Origin of the sequence: Fischerella thermalis PCC 7521, assembly GCF_000317225.1 — a bacterium.
Lineage (GTDB): Bacteria > Cyanobacteriota > Cyanobacteriia > Cyanobacteriales > Nostocaceae > Fischerella > Fischerella thermalis.
On sequence record NZ_AJLL01000091.1, the window covers coordinates 14,112 to 34,092 of the forward strand.

Genomic DNA, 19,981 nt, shown 5'->3' on the forward strand with positions numbered 1-19,981 from the left:
ACAGCTTTAACCACTGGTGGCAGTTGGAAACAAATACTGGAAAATTCGGCATACTCTAGCAGGTGAATCACTTATGGCAATTAAACCTTGGTACAAAATTGACGGCTTGACACCCCGCGAAGACTTAAGGGAAGGTAAACCCTTAGATGCTTCCGAATTTGCTGTCCATCTTGACAAAGTACGAGATAAAACTGCACCTGCCTACTACCAAGATCCAGAACAATTTTTTAATCGTACCTATATCACCAAATATTTAACTGAATTTTCTGCCCAAGTTGTTCGTCGTCTCTCCGGTGAAAAAACAGAAACTTCTGCTGTGTTTAACTTGTCTACCCAGTTCGGTGGAGGTAAAACTCATGCTCTCACCTTACTTTATCATCTAGCCAAAGGCGGTCCCACTGCTAACAACTGGACTGGTGTATTGCTGAATGGTGACGCTGTAAAAGATGCGATCGCACGCGGTGTCAAAGATGGAACTTTAGCCTATGTTGGCAAAAGCAGCAATGGTTATGAACCATTCCACTACCAATGCACATTTAATGCTGCGGATGTAGAAATTTCTGAGGATATGTTCATCATTACACAAGAAACAGCAGAAGCTTACCAAAAAGCTTTAGCTGCAAGTGTTGCTGTACCCCAAGCATGGCAAGTTGGAGCTTACACACAAGCTAATACTAATAGTGGTTCTACACCTATTACAAACACTGTGGGAGAGAATCCTACATCTTATGTTAGCAATAATATTAATCAGCTCAAAGATGAACTAGAACCAACAGATGAACCTGAGACTATAACCCCAGTTCCATCACCACAATTATTAAGATGGAGTGGTGCAATTACACCGCAAAAATGGATGAACTTTTACACAAAGGTGCTTACCAAGTTTGCTACTAATAAAAACTTAAAATTAGCATTAAAAGTGGAATTTTTAGTTGAGGGAAAAATTACCCAGCAAACGGTTGAGGAAACTAAAGTTGCGCTTGCTGAATTAGGTCTGAATAATGATGTTGAAACTGATATACACGAAGATCCCTAAAATTTGAATTTTATTTTTATATGATGGATATGCTACCAGATAAAAAAATTACTGAAGATTAATATTACAGCAGGAGGAACGAGTGCTTTTACGACAGCCTCAGCGTCATATCCCATCGACTGGATATCAAGCAAGGCGAGTCGGTCGTGACCTGCTTCATCTCTGGCTCTCTGTGCAGCCCACTGTGCCAAACTCTTGCGACCAGATGCAGCGAAGCGCTGGTGGTCTGCGGTTTGACTTCACAGCCTTCCAGGCTAATACTATTGCCCTATCCAAGAGCTTCCGTGTTTTAGCTACGCTGTCTGTATCAACCTTTTTTGCAGCAAAGCCAGCCCCACTCTCTACAGAACTGGGTTGGCTGTCTTCACTGCTATTTCGTCAGATACAGTACACGCCGATTCCGTATCAATTAAAAAGTCATTACGCATATTACGCATATTTCGTTTCCTCAATTGTGGTTGTTGCAGAATGAGAGAAAATCACTCGTGGGAAAAGTTATTGCTCAGGGATAATTACCTCCGCACCTTCCCACCGTGCAGCAAACAGCTCGGTGAACGCGTTAGCGATCCCCAGTTCTGTTTTCGCGACGAAAGTGAAGTACTTTGATTGAACTATGTTGCAGTGCGTGCCATTGGGGGGCGATCGCGCCTCCCAAAAAACCAAACGCATATTGCATTCCCATATCTTCCAGCATTTTGACCACATAAGCCTTACTTGTGCATTAGCAAGCAAAAGAACGCAATTGCGGACTCCATGAGCGGTAGCGTTATTCCCAGACATTTCTGTACGTTCAGCCAAAAAAGTCTATTAACACAAAAGTACAAAAGTACTTTTTAAGGGTTTTTAGTCAAAAAGCACAAAAGTACTTTTTAAGGGCGCTGCATAGAATTGGTATGAACACTAAGGAATTCACCAACAAATTCCTAAAGCCAGTTATGCTTAATTTGATAAATAGTTTAACCAGTGGTATAGGCTAGATTCTTTAACCTAACCCAAACTAACATTGCACAAGCAACATGATTTCTTTGGAGCCTAGTTTTACGCCACTTGCCTTGATTCGATACCAGTTAATTGTTTAATTTATCTGTGAAACTCCTCGATTTTCTAACGAATTTTACACAAGTACCGACATAATCCGTCTCTATAGTAATTTTGGCGTTGCTGAATTTGGTCATGAATTATGTTTGCATACATTTTTGTAGAGACGTAGCAATGCTACGTCTCTACTACGTCTGGTCATACCCGTGAATTGTAAATTCATATCTTGATTCAGCAACACCCAAATTTGATAGCAGATTTCGATGTACCCTGCGCCATAGTTAAATGTATCTTGCTAATTGTGCTTACCGTTACTAACAGCCTCTACTGTCGCTACTACCTCCCCCGTCAAGCTGGTATCATAACCACCAAGTGCTTGCAGTTGTGAAATCACCTGTCGATGTCCCAAAGTACCGAGTAATCGTTGTACAGGTGCTTCTTCCAAATATTGCTTGAGAATTACTAAGTCATATCGTGACTGATGTAAGGGGATAAATTCTAGTCCAAAGGCAGTAGCGATAGATGCCGAACTCACGCCTGCATCAGCTTTTCCAGTAGCCACAGCCAATGCAACATCTTGATGACCGTTGACGATTTGATCAAATCCTTGTACGGCAGTAAAAGATATTTTTTCCTCTTGAAGTTTCCTCTCTAGTAACTCCCGGCTACCAGAACCCTGTTCGCGATTAACTATCGTCACCCCAGGTTGTGCTAAGTCAGCAATGGTTTTTAATCGCTTGGGATTTCCCGGTTGTACTAAAATTCCTTCTTCCCAAACACCAAGGTTAATCAGCACTGCTGCTTTATCTTTTAATACACGATGCACAAAGGGTGTATTATGCTCCTTTGTTTGTGGACAGTATAGGTGCATCCCAGCGATGTGAACTTCACCCCGATATAAGCGTTCTAAGGCGGTCATACTGTTAGCGAAAGTCAGGTGTACCCGTAATTCTGGATGCCAGCGTTCGGCGGCTCTTGCCCAGAGAGAAAGTGCAGGAGAGCAACCAGCCAAAACTGCGGTGTTGTACAATTTTTTGGGGTCATCTAAAAGTTTGACCAGAACAGTATCCATTAAAGACAAGTGATTTGCCGCACCATCAGCAGGAATCATCTCAGTCCGAAAGGCATCTGTACCAATTAGAGGATGTGCCACCCATTGTCCCCCTACCCTTGCCAAAATTACTCGCAAGTCCTGCCCTATTGGTAAATTTTGAGCAGGTACAGCTGCAATTTCTGGTAAATCTTCTTCTAGCCAAAACAAATCTTCTACTTGACAGCCAAGAGCTTTCGCCAAACGCAAGGATATTGTAGTTGAGGGAGCATACTGTCCTGACTCTACGCCACTAATAGTCTGACGGGTAACGCCAGCCAAGTTAGCCAAATCCTGTTGGTTCATACCCAAGCGGGTTCTGATTTGTTTTAAGTTATTACGAAGAACTTCCTGTTTCATGTTTTGATTCTCAGAAAATTGATGGTTGATGAGTTAAGCCATATCTATGTTCAATTGAACACTTAGAAAGGATGGCAGGAAATAAGACACTTATGCCTGCATTAAAAACAGCCTGAGCGAATCTAACTTGACATACCAGGGGAAAGGACGGTCTTTGATAGTTGCCCATTTTTCTTTAAATACTTCCGCTTGCATATGGTAATCGTTTGATTGAGTTGGCGGGTTATGTAGCTTGAGATAAAGCGTCATTCTGTGGGGCGTTTCCCGTGTGTGAGCTAACCAACAGGAGAAGGTATTTTCAGTGTTGGGGTCATTGGTAAAGGTGAGATGATGGGCGCGGATTCCCACATAAGCGAAAGATTCAGGAATTGGCTCAATCACATTGAGAGTACAACCCCAGTCAATAGCTTCTACTTGTGTGGGGGAAATTGCTCTTGTCTTAGAAAAGTTCTTACAACCAGTTAGTTGGGCGACTGTGTAAGTAGCTGGACGCTCGAAAATAGCTTGTTTTTGATCGTAAGCGATCGCTTGCCCTTGGGACATAACTAACAGTTGTTCACAAATTTCGTAAGCCTCCTCTAAATTATGGGTGACAAATAACGTTACCCCTTGATAACTGCTCAACGTCTCAATCATTTGTTCTTGCAAGTGGTGTCGCAGGTGGGTATCCAGAGCCGAAAAAGGTTCATCTAACAATAAGATTTCTGGTTCTACTGCTAAAGCCCTGGCTAAAGCGACACGCTGCTGTTGTCCGCCAGATAGTTGCTGGGGATAGCGATTTTCTAATCCAAAAAGTTGTAATTTGGCAATTTGTTCATGCAAACGGTGCTGACGTTCTGCGCTAGACAAATCTTGTAATCCATAGGTAATATTTTGGGCGACTGTCAAATGGGGAAACAAAGCATAGTTTTGAAAGACAATCCCCACGCGGCGTAAGCGAATTGGTAGGTTAATTCGTTTGGATGAATCAAACAAAACCCTTCCATTAACGACAATGCGACCCCGCTTAGGAGTTTCTAGCCCTGCAATACAACGTAAAGTCATACTTTTGCCAGAACCAGAACCGCCCAATATTCCCAGGACTCGCCCCTCTAGATTAAATTTCACTTCTAGGGGATAACTGGCTAGTTGTTTGTGAATGTCTACTAACAGTTGCATTCTTAGTTTTGATTATTTTCTGAGTAAAACGCTTTTGCCGACGCTGTTCCAGGCTACGCGCCCATAACAACAATAGAAATGCCCAAAAGGTCATTACTAGCACCATCAAGTTGGCTTTGCCATACTCTTGATTCTGCACAGCATCATAAATAGCCAGGGGTAAAGTTTGGGTACGTTCGGGGATATTCCCTGCAACCATTAACGTGGCTCCGAATTCACCTAAAGCTCTGGCGACTGCTAAAATAAAGCCTGCTAAAATTCCCGAACGAGCTAAAGGTAGGGTAACTCGCCATAATACCTTGATTTCTGAGTCTCCCAGGGTGCGTGCTGCTGCTTCTAGTTCGGGGTTGACATCTAAAATTGCGGCTCTAGCTGCTTCCACAATTAGAGGTAACGCGACAATTGCACTAGCGATCGCAGCTGCTTGCCATGTGAATAAAATATCTATACCGAACCATTCTCGTATCGGACTACCACGACCTAATGCTAACAATAGGTAAAAACCAACGACGCTAGGAGGTAGTACCAAGGGTAAGTTCAGCACTGTAGAGATGACTAATTCCCCTGGAAAACGAACACGAGCTAAAAAAATTGCTAGTCCCAGTCCAATAATTAACAGAAAAACTGTAGCTAGTGCTGTGACTTGCAATGACAATATATAAGGAAACCAATCCATTAATTTGCTGTCTCCCCAGGTAAAACAAAGCCATATTTCTTCATCAACGGTCTGCCTTTTGGCCCGTTAATAAATTGGGCAAACTGTCTAGCTTGTGTTTGATGCTTGCTCTTTTTGACTACAGCCAACATTTGGTCAATGGGTTTGTGTAGCTTTTCCGGAATTAGCTCCCATTTTCCTGGCTTGTTGACGCTTAAAGATAAAGCCACGATACCGACATCAACGTTACCAGTTTCTACATATTGTTGAGTTTGGCGGATGTTCTCGCCTAGTACCAGTTTTGGCTTGATTGCATCCCAGATACCTACTGACTGAAATGCTTCTCTGGCGGCGATACCGTAGGGAGCATGATCCGGATTGGCGATCGCTACTCTCTTATATTCCGGTTTGGTTAACTCTCTAATATCTTTGGGGTTAAGTTTACTGTCTTCTCTTGTCCAGACAGTAATCCGTCCCCTGCCATACAAAGTTTTGGTACTAGATACTATTAACCCTTTTTTGTCAAGGTCTTCAAGAAAGGATTTGTTAGCAGCCGCAAATAAATCTACTGGTGCGCCTCGTTCAATCTGTTGCGCTAGTTGTCCTGTAGAACCAAAGTTAAAGGTGACTTTGTTTCCTGTTTCTTTTTCCCATAAAGCACCGATTTCTTTAAACACATAGTTGAGGTCAGCCGCCGCAGATACAGTTAGTGTGACTGGTTTTTGAGCTATTAGCGTTTGAGTTGCTGGTGCTGTATTGAGGAGCAATCCCCACGATGCCACTAGAACTGCTATGAGGCTGGACAAGACAAAGTATCGTCTTTTGATTTTCATGTGTTTTTGGAAACTAACAGTGAATACTTGTGCAACAAGTTGTTAGTTGATATTGATACACGAATGTAGTTTGAGATTCTGTAGCAGGAATAACTAACATTATGACAAAATACTTGCATAAAAATTGCACAATAAAAATCTCTGCCATAGCAGCAAAAATAGAAATTCTCTAACTTTGCGTCCTTTTTTGAAAGTCTGCCGTCTATGTAGGTAAACATCAACACAGGAGTGCTGTGATGACCACTACTACGACCTTGAACTAATTACTAGCAATCGATTGATCGACTTGCTCTCGGTGTACGGGATCGCTTTTAAATATTGAGCAAGCGATCGCCCAAGAATTAGCTATATCGGTGTCTGGAATGAAATCACGAGTACAACGCGGGCGACAAAAGTTCAAAGAGTTATTGCAAACTTGCTCTCAACTACAAATGGATGCTGTGGACAATGTCATCGAGTATGAAATGAAAGATGTACAGATATGTCGCTCTTGCGGTTTAGCAAAGTGATCTGCTCAGATACTTTATATGTTTACTGGATAAAAAACCATAAAATTATTATTTTTAATCTTAGCTTAACCTAATTTTAACCTAAATATCTCAAGTATCATTGATACTACATGTAAGATCAGTTGAACTAAAAAAATAGCTTTTACTGATATGTTTGCTTGTATTTGAACTTAATTTGCACCAAGATTATCATGTGCAAAAAATTTCACTGAAGTTTAATAATTGAACAATATTTCTTAATAAAATTATTGTTAGTTAATTTATTTTGCTTAACCTTATCTTAACTTCCTAAGTATCCCTTGATGATAATATTCAAGCGTAACTTAAGTTCAGAATTTGTAGCCAAAAATTATTATGTTCACTTCAAAAGTACAGTTAGTTGCCCCTTTAGTCGTCTTGTCAATGGCTATTAGTGCTTGTGGCGATAATCAGGCTACCAACAACTCAAATCCCGCAGCTAATGGTAATGCAACTCCAGCAGCAAACACAGCAGCCGGTTCAAATCTATCTGGGAAAGTCACTGTAGATGGTTCCAGTACAGTTTTCCCGATCTCTGAAGCAATGGCAGAAGAGTTTCAAAAAGCCAACCCTGGCGTGCAAGTCACTGTGGGTAGCTCTGGCACAGGTGGCGGTTTCAAGAAGTTCTGCAATAATGAAACTGATATTTCCAATGCTTCCCGTCCAATTAAGCCCGAAGAAGTAGAACTGTGTAAAAAAAATAATGTTGAATACATTGAATTACCAGTGGCTTTTGATGGTCTGTCAGTTGTAGTTAACCCACAAAATAATTTTGTCAAATGTCTCACAGTTGCTGAACTGAAAAAGATGTGGGAACCAGCAGCCCAGGGCAAAGTTACTAGTTGGAGACAAATTCGTCCTGATTTCCCTGACCAGCGATTAGGGCTTTATGGAGCAGGTACAGACTCCGGTACCTATGATTTCTTTACCAAAGCTATTGTCGGTGCCGAAGGCAAGAGTCGGGGTGATTACACTGCGAGTGAAGATGACAACACTTTAGTACAAGGTGTCAGTTCAGATACTAATGGTATTGGCTTCTTTGGGCTTGCTTATTACGAAAACAACAAAGACAAATTAAAACTAGTTGCTATTGATAACGGTAAAGGTTGTGTTCTTCCCAGCGCAGAAACAGTAGCCGATGGTACCTACCAGCCTCTATCTCGTCCAGAGTTTATCTATGTCAAAAAATCTGCCGCAACTCGTCCTGAAGTCAAGGCATTTGTTGACTTTCATTTAGCTGAAGAAAATCAAAAGTTAGTCAAAGAAGTGGGCTATGTACCTTTACCTCAGGACATCATTTCTGAAGTTCAAGAGCGTTTCAACAAAGGTAAGGTAGGTTCGGTGTTTGAAGGTCAAGGTTCTACAGTGGGTGTCACCCTGAAAGATTTACTCAAAAAAGAAAAATAAGAGTTTTTTATTGATAAAACAGAGGCACAGAGGCTAGGGAAACAGTTATTTTAGGCTCTTATTGTGAGCTATCACTTGTGGAGTGTTAGCAAATAATTTCTAAATGCTGTAGTCCAAATAATAAACTAGCCAGCCTTTTAACTCTGTTTATTAGTTTATAAAGACAAAGGAACTTCAAGTTTATGCGGTGTGTTAACAATGAGTATCAATCCTCTTTCAACACCAAAAGATTCTAGCCTGTGGCAGCCTAATCGTAGCTTAAATAAGCTAGTAGAAGCTGGAGTAAAAGCAATTTTTGCAACGTTTGCTTTTATTTCAGTAGCAACAACAATTGGTATTGTTTTAACACTGGTTTTTGAGACAGTCTCATTTTTTGAAAAAGTACCTATTGGGCGATTTTTAACGGAAACGCAATGGACACCTCTATTCGCTAATCAGCAGTTTGGAATTATGGTACTGTTAAGTGCCACGTTGCTTACTTCTGCAATTGCGATCGCAGTAGCATTACCTGTTGGCTTATTAATCGCTGTTTGTTTGAGTGAATATGCTCCTGCTGGACTTCGTAAATGGCTCAAGCCAGCTCTAGAAATTCTAGCTGGGGTTCCCACTGTTGTTTTTGGTTACTTTGCCCTACTTACAGTCACACCATTTCTGCAAACATTTATCCCTGGACTACAGGGATTCAATGCTTTGAGTGCAGGGATAGTATTGGGAATTTCGATTATTCCACTAGTGGCTTCCTTAAGTGAAGATGCTATCTATGCAGTTCCCCAAAGTTTAAGGAATGGCTCCTACGCATTAGGCGCAACCAAGCGGGAAACAATAGTTTCAGTAGTATTACCAGCAGCTTTATCTGGGATAGTGGCTTCTTTTATATTGTCTATTTCCCGTGCCATTGGTGAAACTATGATTGTGACTATTGCTGCGGGTCAAAATCCCCGCTTAGGTTTCAATCCGCTAGTACCAGTTCAAACAATGACAGCCTACATTGTCCAGGTAAGTCAAGGAGATACGCCAGCAGGTTCACTAGCATACAACACAATTTTTGCGGTGGGTATGACTTTGTTTCTCATTACCCTAGCCTTAAATATTTTTAGTTACTGGTTTGTTCGTCGTTTCCGGGAGAAATATGAATGACAGCGCAAGATCCCAAAGCTTTTCAAAATTATTCTGAAGCAAATCCAAACTTTAATGCCTCTCTCTCTGATCGCTACAGACTCGACAAAATTCTTGAATTTGCAGCTTGGACAGCAACTTTTTTCGGGTTGGCGATGCTAGTAATTTTGTTAATCACTGTGTTTAGAGATGGGCTTTTTCGATTAAATTGGTCTTTCATTACTAGTTATCCTTCTCGCAATCCGTCTGCTGCTGGAATACTGTCCCCTCTAGTAGGTAGTATTTGGTTGCTAATTACAGTTGCTTTAGTCTCTTTTCCTTTAGGAGTAGGGGCGGGAATATATTTAGAAGAATACGCATCTGACAATTGGTTAACTCGGTTTGTAGACATTAATATTGCCAATTTAGCCGCAGTACCATCAATTATCTATGGCTTGCTAGGTTTGCAACTTTTTGTCCGCTGGATGTTTCCCATAACTAATGGACGTAGTGTACTAGCAGGTGCATTAACACTTAGTTTGTTGATTTTACCAGTTATTATTATTGCTACTCGTGAAGCATTGCGTACTGTTCCTGATAGTATCAGACAAGCAGGTTATGCGTTGGGTGCAACTAAATGGCAGGTAATCAGAATACAAGTTTTTCCCCTCGCTTTACCAGGGATTCTCACTGGCACAATTTTAGCCCTTTCACGAGCAATTGGTGAAACTGCTTCTCTAATTACAATTGGAGCTTTGACTTTCATTGCTTTTGTTCCTGAACTTTCTTTAAAAGGTTTGCAAAGTCCATTTACAGCATTACCAATTCAAATTTATAACTGGGTTTCCCGTCCTCAGCCAGAATTTCATACTAATGCTGCTGCTGCAATTATTGTTTTGATGATTTTGCTGCTACTTATGAATACAACAGCGATTGTATTACGTAATAAATTTCAGAAGGCACGCGGATAATTTAACCTACGATTAACTTTGGCACTTCGAGCAAACCTTAATACTGTCGATTTAGTGAAAATTGCAGATGGTAATCAACTCAAAAATAGCTACTTCTGAATATATATTGCGAACTGAACAATTATCTGTTTTCTATGGTAATTTTAAGGCGGTTCGTGATGTTAACCTAGACATCAGCAGAAACAAAATCACAGCTTTTATTGGCCCTTCTGGTTGTGGTAAAAGCACTGTACTAAGATGCTTTAACCGCTTGAATGATTTAATTCCTGGCGCACGTATTGAGGGCAGAATTACCTTTGAAGATAAAGATATAGCTAAAATGGACTCAATAGCTCTACGCCGTCGAGTTGGTATGGTATTTCAAAAACCTAATCCTTTCCCAAAATCAATTTATGAAAATATTGCTTTTGGAGCAAGAGTAAATGGTTATCGCGGTGACATGGATGAATTAGTAGAGCGGAGTTTGCGGCAAGCTGCTTTATGGAACGAAGTTAAAGATAAACTCAAGCAAAGCGGTCTATCTCTATCTGGTGGACAGCAACAGCGCCTATGTATTGCTCGTGCTTTAGCAATTGAACCAGAAGTGTTACTGATGGATGAACCTTGCTCTGCTCTTGATCCAATTTCAACTTTGCGGGTTGAAGAATTGCTTCAAGAACTGAAGCAACAATACACCATTATTATCGTTACCCATAATATGCAGCAGGCTGCGCGAGTCTCGGACAAGACAGCGTTTTTTAATGCACAAGCCACAGAAACAGGTAGCAAAAGTGGATATTTAGTCGAATATAGTTCAACAGAGGTAATTTTCAAAAATCCTAAGCAGGAAGATACACGAGATTATGTTAGCGGCAGATTCGGTTAAAGATAGAATGTTTGTTATTTTATAGTAACAAAAAGGGGTGTATCATGTCACATTTACTATTCATAAAATTGACAAAAAACTCTTATTAAATTATTGAAGTTAGCATCTACATTGATTGCTTAACTTTCAATAACCATGTTACTATATTTATCTGTAGTAAACAGTTTAAGCGAGCGCATCTAGATGGGCATCTAGCAGCGATCGCTTTTCTCTTTTAATTTTTATTTGAAAATAAATTTAATTTAGACTGTGTTTATTTACTATCAAATAATTTATCTAAATATTCTGTGTTTAAATCAGTAGAAAAGACATTCAGGTTTTATTGATTAATTGAATTTTCAAATTCAATTAATCAATGCATAACCTGCTATTAATAATAGCCAGATAAGTTATACATGATAGTATTTTTTATTTTTGAGCAATTTTAATCAGTCTTAACTTGTCATTTGCTGATATTAATTGACTGTTAAAAATAGAGTTTTGCCTAACAAATTGCTCATGCAAAAAAAATAAATTGAAGCGCAATTCCGCAAGCCTTAAACGGAGAACTGAGAATGAAAGGACGCTTTCACCCTAAAAATAATGTAACCCTCAATCCATCCTGTAACGAATCGATTTGTGATGTGATTGACCGCGTGAGTATGAGTCGTCGTAAGTTCATCTTCACAGCAGCCAGTGCATCAGTGTTAACCGTTGTAGGCGAAGTTTCTGTCGGTGGCTTTCTGCAAAGTGTTGAAGCAGTTCCAATTCCCAAGGGAACTGGATTTGGTGGTATTGGCTTCAAAAGTATTCCACCAAATTTACTCAACCCAGCAACAGGACTTCTAGAAAAGGATCTTGTCAGTGTTCCTGAAGGTTATACAGTGAAAGTGTTGGTTGCTTGGGGAGATCCAATCATCCCTGACGCACCAACTTGGCTAGCAGATGCTTCTCAAGATGCAGCTGCTCAAGAAAAGCAGTTTGGGATGCACGCTGATGGGATGCACTACTTCCCCTTATCACCAAGAAAGGTTGTTGGTCGGACAGTCAGTTCACAAGCAAGATCGTTAAGACGCTTTTTAAATCGGCCAATCAATACCGGCTTGTTGTGTGTGAACCATGAATATACCCAGGAATCGATTCTGCATGGTTTTGAAGGTTTGAGTCCGGTCACAATTGCCAAGGTGCGGAAATCTCAGGCTGCTCATGGTGTGTCTGTTGTTGAAATTTCCAAGAAGGGCAGTGATTGGACTTACAATCCTAACTCTTCTTATGGTCGTCGTATTACTGCTAACACAGAGATGCGAGTTTCTGGGCCTGCTGCTGGCAGTGCGTTGTTGAAGTCGAAGAAGTTTGACATCACCCCACAAGGATCTTTTGAAATTGGGATAAATGATGGCTACACCGCTTATGGTACACTCAACAACTGCGCCCACGGCTACACACCTTGGGGTACTTATTTAACCTGTGAAGAGAATTGGAACGGTTACTTCGGTAACGGTGGCGAACCTTTAGCCTCTACTTCAGGCATTGAAGATTCAGAGATTCTAGCAGGACAAAATCGTTACGGTCTTTCTGCTGACGGGTTTAACTATCGCTGGCATGAGGTTGATCCACGCTTCAACAACCGTACCAACCCCCTTGAACCTCATTTATTTGGTTGGGTAGTTGAGATTGATCCATACGACCCCCAAAGCAAACCAATCAAGCGCACAGCATTGGGACGATTCAAGCATGAAAGCGCCCAGGTTGTTGTTGATGACAATCACCGTGTTGCTTTCTACATGGGTGACGATGAACGCAACGAATACATTTACAAATTTGTTTGCGCTCAGCCCTTAAGACCTGGAAATCCTGCTTCTAACCGCGATTTACTCGACAACGGTATTCTATACGTCGCCAAATTTAATGACAACGGTACTGGTGAGTGGCTACCTCTTGTATATGGTCAAAACGGTCTGACACCTGAAAATGGTTTTAGAAGCCAAGCTGAAGTATTGGTGAAGACACGTCAGGCTGCGGATAGAGTTGGTGCAACCATGATGGATAGACCAGAGTGGACAGCAGTGCGTCCTCAGATTGGTGGGTATAAAGAGATTGAAGTTTATTGCACACTGACCAATAATACTCGTCGTGGCACAAATCCACCCTCTTCTAATAATCCAGACGGCACAACAGCAGGGGGTAGTGCGCGTCCTCCCGTAGATGCTGCTAACCCCCGTCCTGATAACCGCTATGGTCATATTATTCGTTGGCGTGAAGATGGACGCAGTGTTGCAGCAACTACCTTCAAATGGGATATTTTCATTGAAGCTGGTGACAAAACTAGACCCGAACCAAATCTTCAGGGTAATATTCAAGGTGATGACCTCAGTTCACCCGATGGTTTGTGGTTTGATGACTTCGGTCGCTTGTGGATTCAAACTGACCATGCAGGTGATGGTCGTGGTGACTTAGCAAACATTGGTAGTAACACGATGTTGTGTGCTGACCCTAACACCAAACAGGTTAAGCTTTTCTTAACTAGCCCTATGGATTGTGAGGTAACTGGTGTCATCACTACACCCGATGGTAAAGCGATGTTTGTCAACATCCAGCACCCTGGTGATAGTGGTAATGCCTCAAATCCCACGCTGACAAGCAATTGGCCTCATACTCAAGGCTATGGCCCATCTGGTCGCCCACGTTCTGCAACGGTAGTGATTACCCGCAATGACGGCGGTGTTATTGGTGGGTTGTAATTTAGTATTTTCCAACCAATAATCAATGTGTGGACGTTGCTATGCAACGTCTCATTTTTTAAGCACGGTATTATATCAATTCTGGCTAATTACTTACGATATTATTCTGATGCAGTTGGGCATTGGGCAAGAGATTTTTCCCATTACCTATTACCCATTACCAATTACCGGTCTTCACAGATATGATATTAATCATGAGAACGTCTAGCTTCATTGTGCTTAAATCTAGCTTGACGAACTACCAGCAACTTAGGTTTTTCCCCCCACTACAATTTCTTTAAAGGCAGTATTTACAGCTACTTCTTTCCAAGCATCTAGTTCTGCTTTAATAAACTCCAATGCGCCATCAATAAGATCGACTGCATCTGCTCCCAGTGCCAATCTCATTGGTGGATTATCGCTATCAACTACTTGAATCATTGCCAGTGATGCTTTCTTAGGATCACCGAGTTTATCGTGATCGGCATTCCGCAACTGCTGACGTATATCACCAATTGATGCCTTATAGTCCTCAATGTGGGTGTCAGTTACGACAACAGAACGCGTGATAAAATCTGTACGGAATGCACCAGGTTCAACTATGGTGACTTTGATACCAAAGGGTGCAACTTCATTAGCTAATGCTCCGGAAATTCCTTCTAGTGCAAGTTTGCTACTAGAATAAAATCCATTGGTAGCACTAGCTGCAAAACAAAGCATTGATGAAATATTGAGGATGTGTCCACTGCGTTGCTGTCGCATATGAGGTAGCACTGCTCGCAGCATTTCTAAGACACCAAAAAAGTTTGCTTCAAACAGATGGCGAACCGCGTCATCACTAACTTCTTCTATTGTCCCCACAGTTGAATATCCGGCATTGTTGACTAGTACATCAATGCGTCCAAAATTGGCAATTGCTTGTTTTACGGCTTCTCGCACCTGTTCAGGTTTTGTGACATCAAGTCGCACTGCTAATGCACAACTTGGATACTTTGCTGCTAAATCTTCTACCTGCTGTGGGTTCCGTGCGGTGAGAACCACTCTTTCACCTCGCTCAAGCAATGTTTCTGCCAACACTCGACCCAAACCCCTTGAGCTACCAGTGATAAACCATACCCGTGCCTGAGAAACAGACGAGGCTACCATAAGGAAATCTCCATTTCTAACAAGCTTCTTGAAATTGACCAAGTACTAAATGTTACGTCCAGATTCTGCCATCTTTTGCCGGAGACTAAGCGGTCTCATGTCAGTCCAGACTTCTTTGATGTAATCTAGACATTCTTGTTTGGAACCACTTTTACCAACATTTGTCCAACCAAGGGGATTTTCGCGATCGCTTGGCCAAATGGAATACTGTTCTTCGTGATTGACTACGACTTTGTAAATGGTTGTGTCTTCTTTGTCGTCTTGGTACATAATTTTTCTCCTGTTATCGCTAAACTGCAATTCCTAAGACCAGAGCTTTCACGCTTCCACTGGTTCCAGGTATCCCTTACCTTCTAAAGTTGCTAGGTCAATATCTGCAATACATCGAACTTTCACGTAGTTCAAAGTCAAATTACCAACTAGCTGAACCTTCCCTGTTTGATGCTCAAAGTCAGCTTCATTAAAATTAGATGCTTCTCGGTCGAGTCTGACACCTAAATCAGTACCTCCCCTAGTATCAGTGAATTTAATATGTACATACCCCCGGTCAATACTTTCTTTGAGTGCTGTAGCTGTTTTTTCAGGTCGTAAACTTGCTTCAACAGGATGTTCTCCTTCTGACAATCGCTGCACTAACTCATTCATGCAAGTGTCTCCCTTTCATTTGTGAATGCTTGTATTTGTACAGTTTTGTAGACTAGAATCTCAAACTCATAGGATTTACGCACAAATCACGGAAGAATAAAACCGCGGAGGAATAAGAGTTGGAGAGATATTTTGCCCAAGTATTGACTCAAACTCTTGCTATTCAAAATTTATAAACTTAATTTTTCATTTGTTATTTGACTGAAAGCTCTAAATTCTAAACATATTAATATCAAAGCAATTATTCCAACTAAAAACTCTGTCAAGAATATGCCATAGTATATACCAATTAAACCTAATATTTTTGACATAAGGAGTACAAATGGCAAAAATAAAAGTAGACTCCTTAATAAAATTACTGTGACGACAATCTTACCTTTACCTATAGATTGAAAGAGGGTATTACCAAAAATTGCTAAAGGCCATATTGGTATTAATAAACTGAGAATTCTAAAATTGAATATATCATTTTTTGTAAAAATCACATCTGGTAAAAGTAACCAAAGAAATGTTTTTGGTGATAATTGTAAAGGCAGCCAAATTAATATTAATAAAATCACACCCATTGCAGCAAAAGTTAAGTAGGCTTTCTTGAGTCGATGATAATTTTTAGCTCCATAATTTATACCGATTATCGGTTGCAAGGCTTGTGCAATTCCGTATAAGGGAATGAGGAAAAATGAAGTTAATCTGACTGTGGCTCCGAAAAAGGCAATATCGTTATTTGTTCCATAATAAGAAATTGATTGATAAACCACAAAATTTTGAACAAACCCCATGATTGGGAAAAGTAGCGATGATATTCCTACGGAAAATATTGCAGGTAGTAAATCTATTGCTATAGCTAACTTTTTGAGATTAATCGGGGTAGAACTTTTACCAGAAAAAAAATAAGTGAAGTTGAAAATACTATAAAAAACCATCGCAATAACTGTAGCGATCGCGATTCCCGCAATATCCCAATTAAAGACAGTAATAAATATAGAATTTAAGATGATGTTAATCAGGACAAAAGTCAGTTCAAACCCGGTTGCTAGTCTGATTTTCCCTTCTGCCTTAATAAGCTCGCTAGAAGATAACGCTAGGATATAAAAGATTGAACCTAGTATATAAATTTTAAAATATTCTGTGCCAGCAGCAGTAACTTCGCCACTTCCCCCCATGAATACAATTAATTCTTCGCCAAAACTATAACCAAGAATTGTGATAAAAAAGGAAACCACAATACCCATTAGCATCAAATTGCCAAATAATTTGGACTGAGTTTTGATATCTCCAGCACCAATCGCTCGACTGAGAACAGAAGCAGACCCTACTCCAATTAAAAGAGCAAATCCATCTACTATACCTGTGAGTGGTAATGCCAGTGAAATACCTGCCAGGGCATTTGTACCAATAAATTGACCTGCAAATAAAGCATCAAAAAAAGTATTTAAGCTCAGCATCAATATTCCCAGAATACTAGGAATTGATAACTTAAACATCAGCTTAAAGATATTGCCTTGGAGGATTTCGTTTGTGACTTGAGATTGTTTTTGTAGAGTCATTTTTACTGTTTACTCAACCTTGACTAAAGCGCTAACACAATATTGCTTCACAACTTCTAACTGCATCTGTTTGGCTGAGTTGAATGCACTCATAACCTCACCACAAGCTTCTACTCTGGCTTCATAAGCACCTGACACACTACCATCAGACGCAGCGTATCCATTAGCTTTAGAAATTTGTGAGCAAAAACGACAGTCTGTGATCAGGAGTTGAGTTTGCATGTTTATTGTGGTTGCACAAAGTAGGGGTGAGGAATTAACCTCTGGGTTTAAAAATAAACTCAAACATTTGGGATACTTCCTAAACATCCTGCAAATATGCAATGCCGTTAATCCAACCCCAATGCTTTTCGCAGATTATCAAAATAAAATGTATCGTAAAAATACTGGTGAGGAAGTAATCTTTTGTACAATGCTTTTAGCTTAAGTTGCCAAGGTGATTCCGCGACGAAATATTGTCTTTTCGGTTTGGGAGTTTCCATAGCTTCTAAAATGACATTTGTCACTTTTTCAACTGATAAACCTGTGTTGCGATTTCCCTCTACTGCCCGTTGCATATATATTCTGTAATTCTTACCATATATAGCTTTAGCTTCAGGTGACATATTTGCTAATGTTTTCTGATAGCCTGCCTCTACTTTGTCAGCTTGTTCTGGGGTGACTATTGCCCCTGGTAAGATAGAAAGAACCTCAATGCCGCTAGAACGTAATTCCATTCGCAATGAATCTGTGATTGCCTCCAGCGCAAATTTGGAAGCAGATAAGAGTCCTCTATAGGGTAGAGCCAATCTGCCACAAATCGCACTGATATTGATGATTCGGCCTTTGGTTTTGCGGATCATGGGCAAAAATGCTTGTGTGACTGCGATTTGACCGATAACATTGACTTCAAATTGCCATCTTGCCTCATCTATCGCCACACATTCTAACGGTCCATCTACTGCTGCAACTGCGTTGTTAATTAGTCCAACTAGTCCTTCGTCGCCAACCGCTAGTGAGACAAATTCTGAAGCAGATTGAATTTGATCTGCTTTTGTGATATCCATGATGATTGGTGTTAAATCAGCAGATGCAGCTTGTTTTAGCGATTCAGCATCTTTTTCTGTACGGACGCCAGCGAAGACGCGGTAGCCTTGTTCGGCAAGCTTGAGTGCGGTTGCTCGACCCAGACCTGTGGATGTTCCTGTAATTACTACAGCCCCTTTCTTACTTTGAACCATATTCCTTACCTCTATGATGAATGGATATAAAAACCAACTCTAGAGCTACACTGAACCAACAACAAATGATTGTGATTGTCCTTGGTGCTGACGCCGACCATGCATGACCATCTTGACTCCACTGGCAGGGTAACAAATTAAATTTCCATACTTGGGTCGTTCTGGTCGTTTACTAACCAGTGTTAATTGATAGCGTGAAAGAATCGTTGCCAAGACAAGTTTCATTTCAAACAGAGCAAAAGTTGCCCCGATACAAACACGAGAACCGCCACCAAAGGGAAGAAATTCATAAGGAGAGAATTGTTGTTTCAGAAAACGCTCTGGTCGAAATTGCTTAGGCTCTGGGTATAAATTTTCTTGTTGATGAGTTAAATAAATATTGCCAATTAACACTGTACCTGGACTCAACTCATAGCCCATGACCTCAACTGCTGACTCTACTAACCTGGGAAATGTAAATAATTGAGTTGGGTAAATTCTTAGAGCTTCATTACAGACAGCATTGAGGTAGGGTAGCTCAATAATGCTCATGGGATCTTTTGATTCACCAAGGCTATCGAGTTCCCGCAGCAGTTGCTCGCGAACTTCCGGCAGTCGATGAATCCAGTATAATGACCAAGCGATCGCAGTAGCAGAAGCATCCTGAGCAGCAAATACGGGCGAAAGTAGCAGGTCGCGTACTTCTTCATCGCTCATAACTGCGCCTGTTTCATCACGGGCAAATATGAGATCACTGAGAATGCTGGTGCGTGAAGGATCTGCTTGTTCACGGCGTTTTTTAACTTCTGCATACAGTAAATCAAAAAGTTCTTGCCGTAGGTGCAGCATATATCCCCTTGGACTCCACCGACCTAAATCCTGTCGTCCCCAGGGAAGTTTTGTCACGAACTCATATAAAGGAGATTGGGGATATCTGACTATAGAAACCAATAAAAGTTTTATCTTATTGTAAAGCTCTCCCTCCTCTAACCCCAAAACAACTTCTATAGCCACCCGCAGAGTAATATCTTCTATGGTACGGTAGGCAACAAAAGATTTCGCGATCGCCTGCTGATTCATGATTTTGTCTGTCAGTTCACAGATACGTCGCCCGTAGGCTTGCATCCTAGCACCGTGAAAAGCAGGCATTAACAGTTTGCGCCGATGTTTGTGGCGCAAGCCATCCAATTGAAGTATTCCTTGCTGACCTGTCATTAAAGCAAAATCTTGATTCAACGCACCCCTAGCTGAGATCTCTTTGGTATTAGAGAAAATCTGCTTTATTCCTAAAGAATTACTCACATAGACTACTGGTGTAGAATCAGACATTATCGTGACAATATCACCATAGCGTCTGTAAATATTATCCATATACCCAAAGGGGTTAGCCTCGAATTGCAGATTTAGCAGCCAACTGGGGGTTTTAGGTCCTGGGGGCAGTTTCATTGGTATATCTTGAAAATAGGGATTGGCAAAGAAGTTTTCATGCGTTCATTGTGGGCGATCGCTCGTGAACATATAGCTTGAAAATGGCAAACGGGGATTAACTTAACAGCAAACTCATAATCCATCGGTGTTAATCAGTGTGCATCGGTGTTCGTTTAATTTATTCCCTGCTTGTGGGCGAGCCTGCTTACGGAGGAGCTACGCTAACGCCTGTGGGGGTATAACTTGAACACGGGTGTAGTTCATGTTTAGTTGTGTACAAAC

Annotated in this window: 19 protein-coding genes and 2 pseudogenes; 7 read left to right on the forward strand and 14 right to left on the reverse strand. The window is 40.9% G+C overall.

The window, feature by feature from the left end; all coding sequences use genetic code 11:
* Window positions 1–73 precede the first annotated feature (73 nt).
* Together UYK_RS0119865 and UYK_RS27825 are read left to right on the forward strand one after the other, a co-directional pair.
* The gene (locus tag UYK_RS0119865; RefSeq protein ID WP_016872024.1) at window positions 74–1,036 is read left to right on the forward strand and encodes a hypothetical protein; all 963 of its coding nucleotides are present in this window, start codon (window positions 74–76) and stop codon (window positions 1,034–1,036) included.
* An 82-nt stretch (window positions 1,037–1,118) separates the two neighbouring features.
* On the forward strand, window positions 1,119–1,508 hold the full coding sequence (locus UYK_RS27825; protein WP_009454391.1) for a hypothetical protein: 390 nt from the start codon (window positions 1,119–1,121) through the stop codon (window positions 1,506–1,508).
* A 38-nt stretch (window positions 1,509–1,546) separates the two neighbouring features.
* On the opposite strand, the pseudogene UYK_RS25650 reads toward UYK_RS27825, so the two are convergent.
* The 7 genes and pseudogenes from UYK_RS25650 to UYK_RS26335 form a co-directional block, all read right to left on the reverse strand.
* A pseudogene (locus UYK_RS25650) lies at window positions 1,547–1,739 on the reverse strand (thiamine pyrophosphate-binding protein); the annotation flags it as partial.
* A gap of 256 nt (window positions 1,740–1,995) precedes the next feature.
* Window positions 1,996–2,140 (reverse strand): annotated as a pseudogene (locus tag UYK_RS27410) (IS701 family transposase); the annotation flags it as partial.
* A 229-nt stretch (window positions 2,141–2,369) separates the two neighbouring features.
* Window positions 2,370–3,524 (reverse strand): substrate-binding domain-containing protein, encoded by a 1,155-nt coding sequence (locus UYK_RS0119880; protein ID WP_009454400.1) that lies wholly within the window; start codon window positions 3,522–3,524, stop codon window positions 2,370–2,372.
* A gap of 90 nt (window positions 3,525–3,614) precedes the next feature.
* Window positions 3,615–4,682 carry a sulfate/molybdate ABC transporter ATP-binding protein gene (locus UYK_RS27680; RefSeq protein WP_009454412.1) on the reverse strand — a complete coding sequence of 356 codons (1,068 nt, stop codon included), beginning with the start codon at window positions 4,680–4,682 and terminating at the stop codon, window positions 3,615–3,617.
* Entirely contained in the window at window positions 4,621–5,358 is a 738-nt protein-coding gene (modB, locus tag UYK_RS27685; RefSeq protein ID WP_009454413.1) for a molybdate ABC transporter permease subunit, read from the reverse strand. The genes UYK_RS27680 and modB overlap by 62 nt, the downstream gene beginning before the upstream one ends.
* Entirely contained in the window at window positions 5,358–6,170 is an 813-nt protein-coding gene (modA, locus tag UYK_RS0119895) for a molybdate ABC transporter substrate-binding protein (RefSeq protein WP_009454415.1), read from the reverse strand. Before modA ends, modB begins: the two co-directional genes overlap by 1 nt.
* 259 nt (window positions 6,171–6,429) lie before the next feature.
* Window positions 6,430–6,570: a hypothetical protein gene (locus UYK_RS26335; protein WP_157221842.1), complete on the reverse strand. Its 141-nt coding sequence runs from the start codon at window positions 6,568–6,570 to the stop codon at window positions 6,430–6,432.
* 463 nt (window positions 6,571–7,033) lie between these two features.
* Between UYK_RS26335 and UYK_RS0119900 the strand changes: the two genes are divergently transcribed.
* The 5 genes from UYK_RS0119900 to UYK_RS0119920 all read left to right on the forward strand — a co-directional run bounded on the left by UYK_RS0119900 (window position 7,034) and on the right by UYK_RS0119920 (window position 13,755).
* Entirely contained in the window at window positions 7,034–8,104 is a 1,071-nt protein-coding gene (locus UYK_RS0119900; RefSeq protein ID WP_009454416.1) for a PstS family phosphate ABC transporter substrate-binding protein, read from the forward strand.
* Window positions 8,105–8,302: 198 nt separating this feature from the next.
* Window positions 8,303–9,241: a phosphate ABC transporter permease subunit PstC gene (pstC, locus tag UYK_RS0119905; protein WP_009454417.1), complete on the forward strand. Its 939-nt coding sequence runs from the start codon at window positions 8,303–8,305 to the stop codon at window positions 9,239–9,241.
* Entirely contained in the window at window positions 9,238–10,170 is a 933-nt protein-coding gene (pstA, locus tag UYK_RS0119910; protein ID WP_009454418.1) for a phosphate ABC transporter permease PstA, read from the forward strand. The genes pstC and pstA overlap by 4 nt, the downstream gene beginning before the upstream one ends.
* Window positions 10,171–10,237: 67 nt before the next feature.
* Entirely contained in the window at window positions 10,238–11,035 is a 798-nt protein-coding gene (gene pstB, locus UYK_RS0119915) for a phosphate ABC transporter ATP-binding protein PstB (protein ID WP_009454420.1), read from the forward strand.
* A 554-nt stretch (window positions 11,036–11,589) separates the two neighbouring features.
* Window positions 11,590–13,755, forward strand: a complete 2,166-nt coding sequence (locus tag UYK_RS0119920; protein WP_016872028.1) for a PhoX family protein — start codon at window positions 11,590–11,592, stop codon at window positions 13,753–13,755.
* Between the two features lie 249 nt (window positions 13,756–14,004).
* Here UYK_RS0119920 and UYK_RS0119925 read toward each other — a convergent pair whose 3' ends face one another.
* The 7 genes from UYK_RS0119925 to UYK_RS0119955 form a co-directional block, all read right to left on the reverse strand.
* Entirely contained in the window at window positions 14,005–14,880 is an 876-nt protein-coding gene (locus UYK_RS0119925; RefSeq protein ID WP_009454426.1) for an oxidoreductase, read from the reverse strand.
* Between the two features lie 45 nt (window positions 14,881–14,925).
* Window positions 14,926–15,150, reverse strand: a complete 225-nt coding sequence (locus UYK_RS0119930) for an MbtH family protein (protein ID WP_009454428.1) — start codon at window positions 15,148–15,150, stop codon at window positions 14,926–14,928.
* 48 nt (window positions 15,151–15,198) lie between these two features.
* A complete protein-coding gene (locus UYK_RS0119935; RefSeq protein WP_009454429.1) occupies window positions 15,199–15,525 on the reverse strand; it encodes an MbtH domain protein in 327 nt (108 codons plus the stop codon).
* Window positions 15,526–15,695: 170 nt separating this feature from the next.
* Window positions 15,696–17,072 carry an MATE family efflux transporter gene (locus tag UYK_RS0119940; RefSeq protein ID WP_009454430.1) on the reverse strand — a complete coding sequence of 459 codons (1,377 nt, stop codon included), beginning with the start codon at window positions 17,070–17,072 and terminating at the stop codon, window positions 15,696–15,698.
* Window positions 17,073–17,081: 9 nt separating this feature from the next.
* Window positions 17,082–17,294 carry a hypothetical protein gene (locus UYK_RS0119945; protein WP_009454431.1) on the reverse strand — a complete coding sequence of 71 codons (213 nt, stop codon included), beginning with the start codon at window positions 17,292–17,294 and terminating at the stop codon, window positions 17,082–17,084.
* Between the two features lie 107 nt (window positions 17,295–17,401).
* Window positions 17,402–18,292, reverse strand: a complete 891-nt coding sequence (locus UYK_RS0119950; RefSeq protein WP_009454432.1) for an SDR family oxidoreductase — start codon at window positions 18,290–18,292, stop codon at window positions 17,402–17,404.
* Window positions 18,293–18,337: 45 nt separating this feature from the next.
* Window positions 18,338–19,717: a cytochrome P450 gene (locus UYK_RS0119955; RefSeq protein ID WP_009454434.1), complete on the reverse strand. Its 1,380-nt coding sequence runs from the start codon at window positions 19,715–19,717 to the stop codon at window positions 18,338–18,340.
* Between the last annotated feature and the right edge of the window lie 264 nt (window positions 19,718–19,981).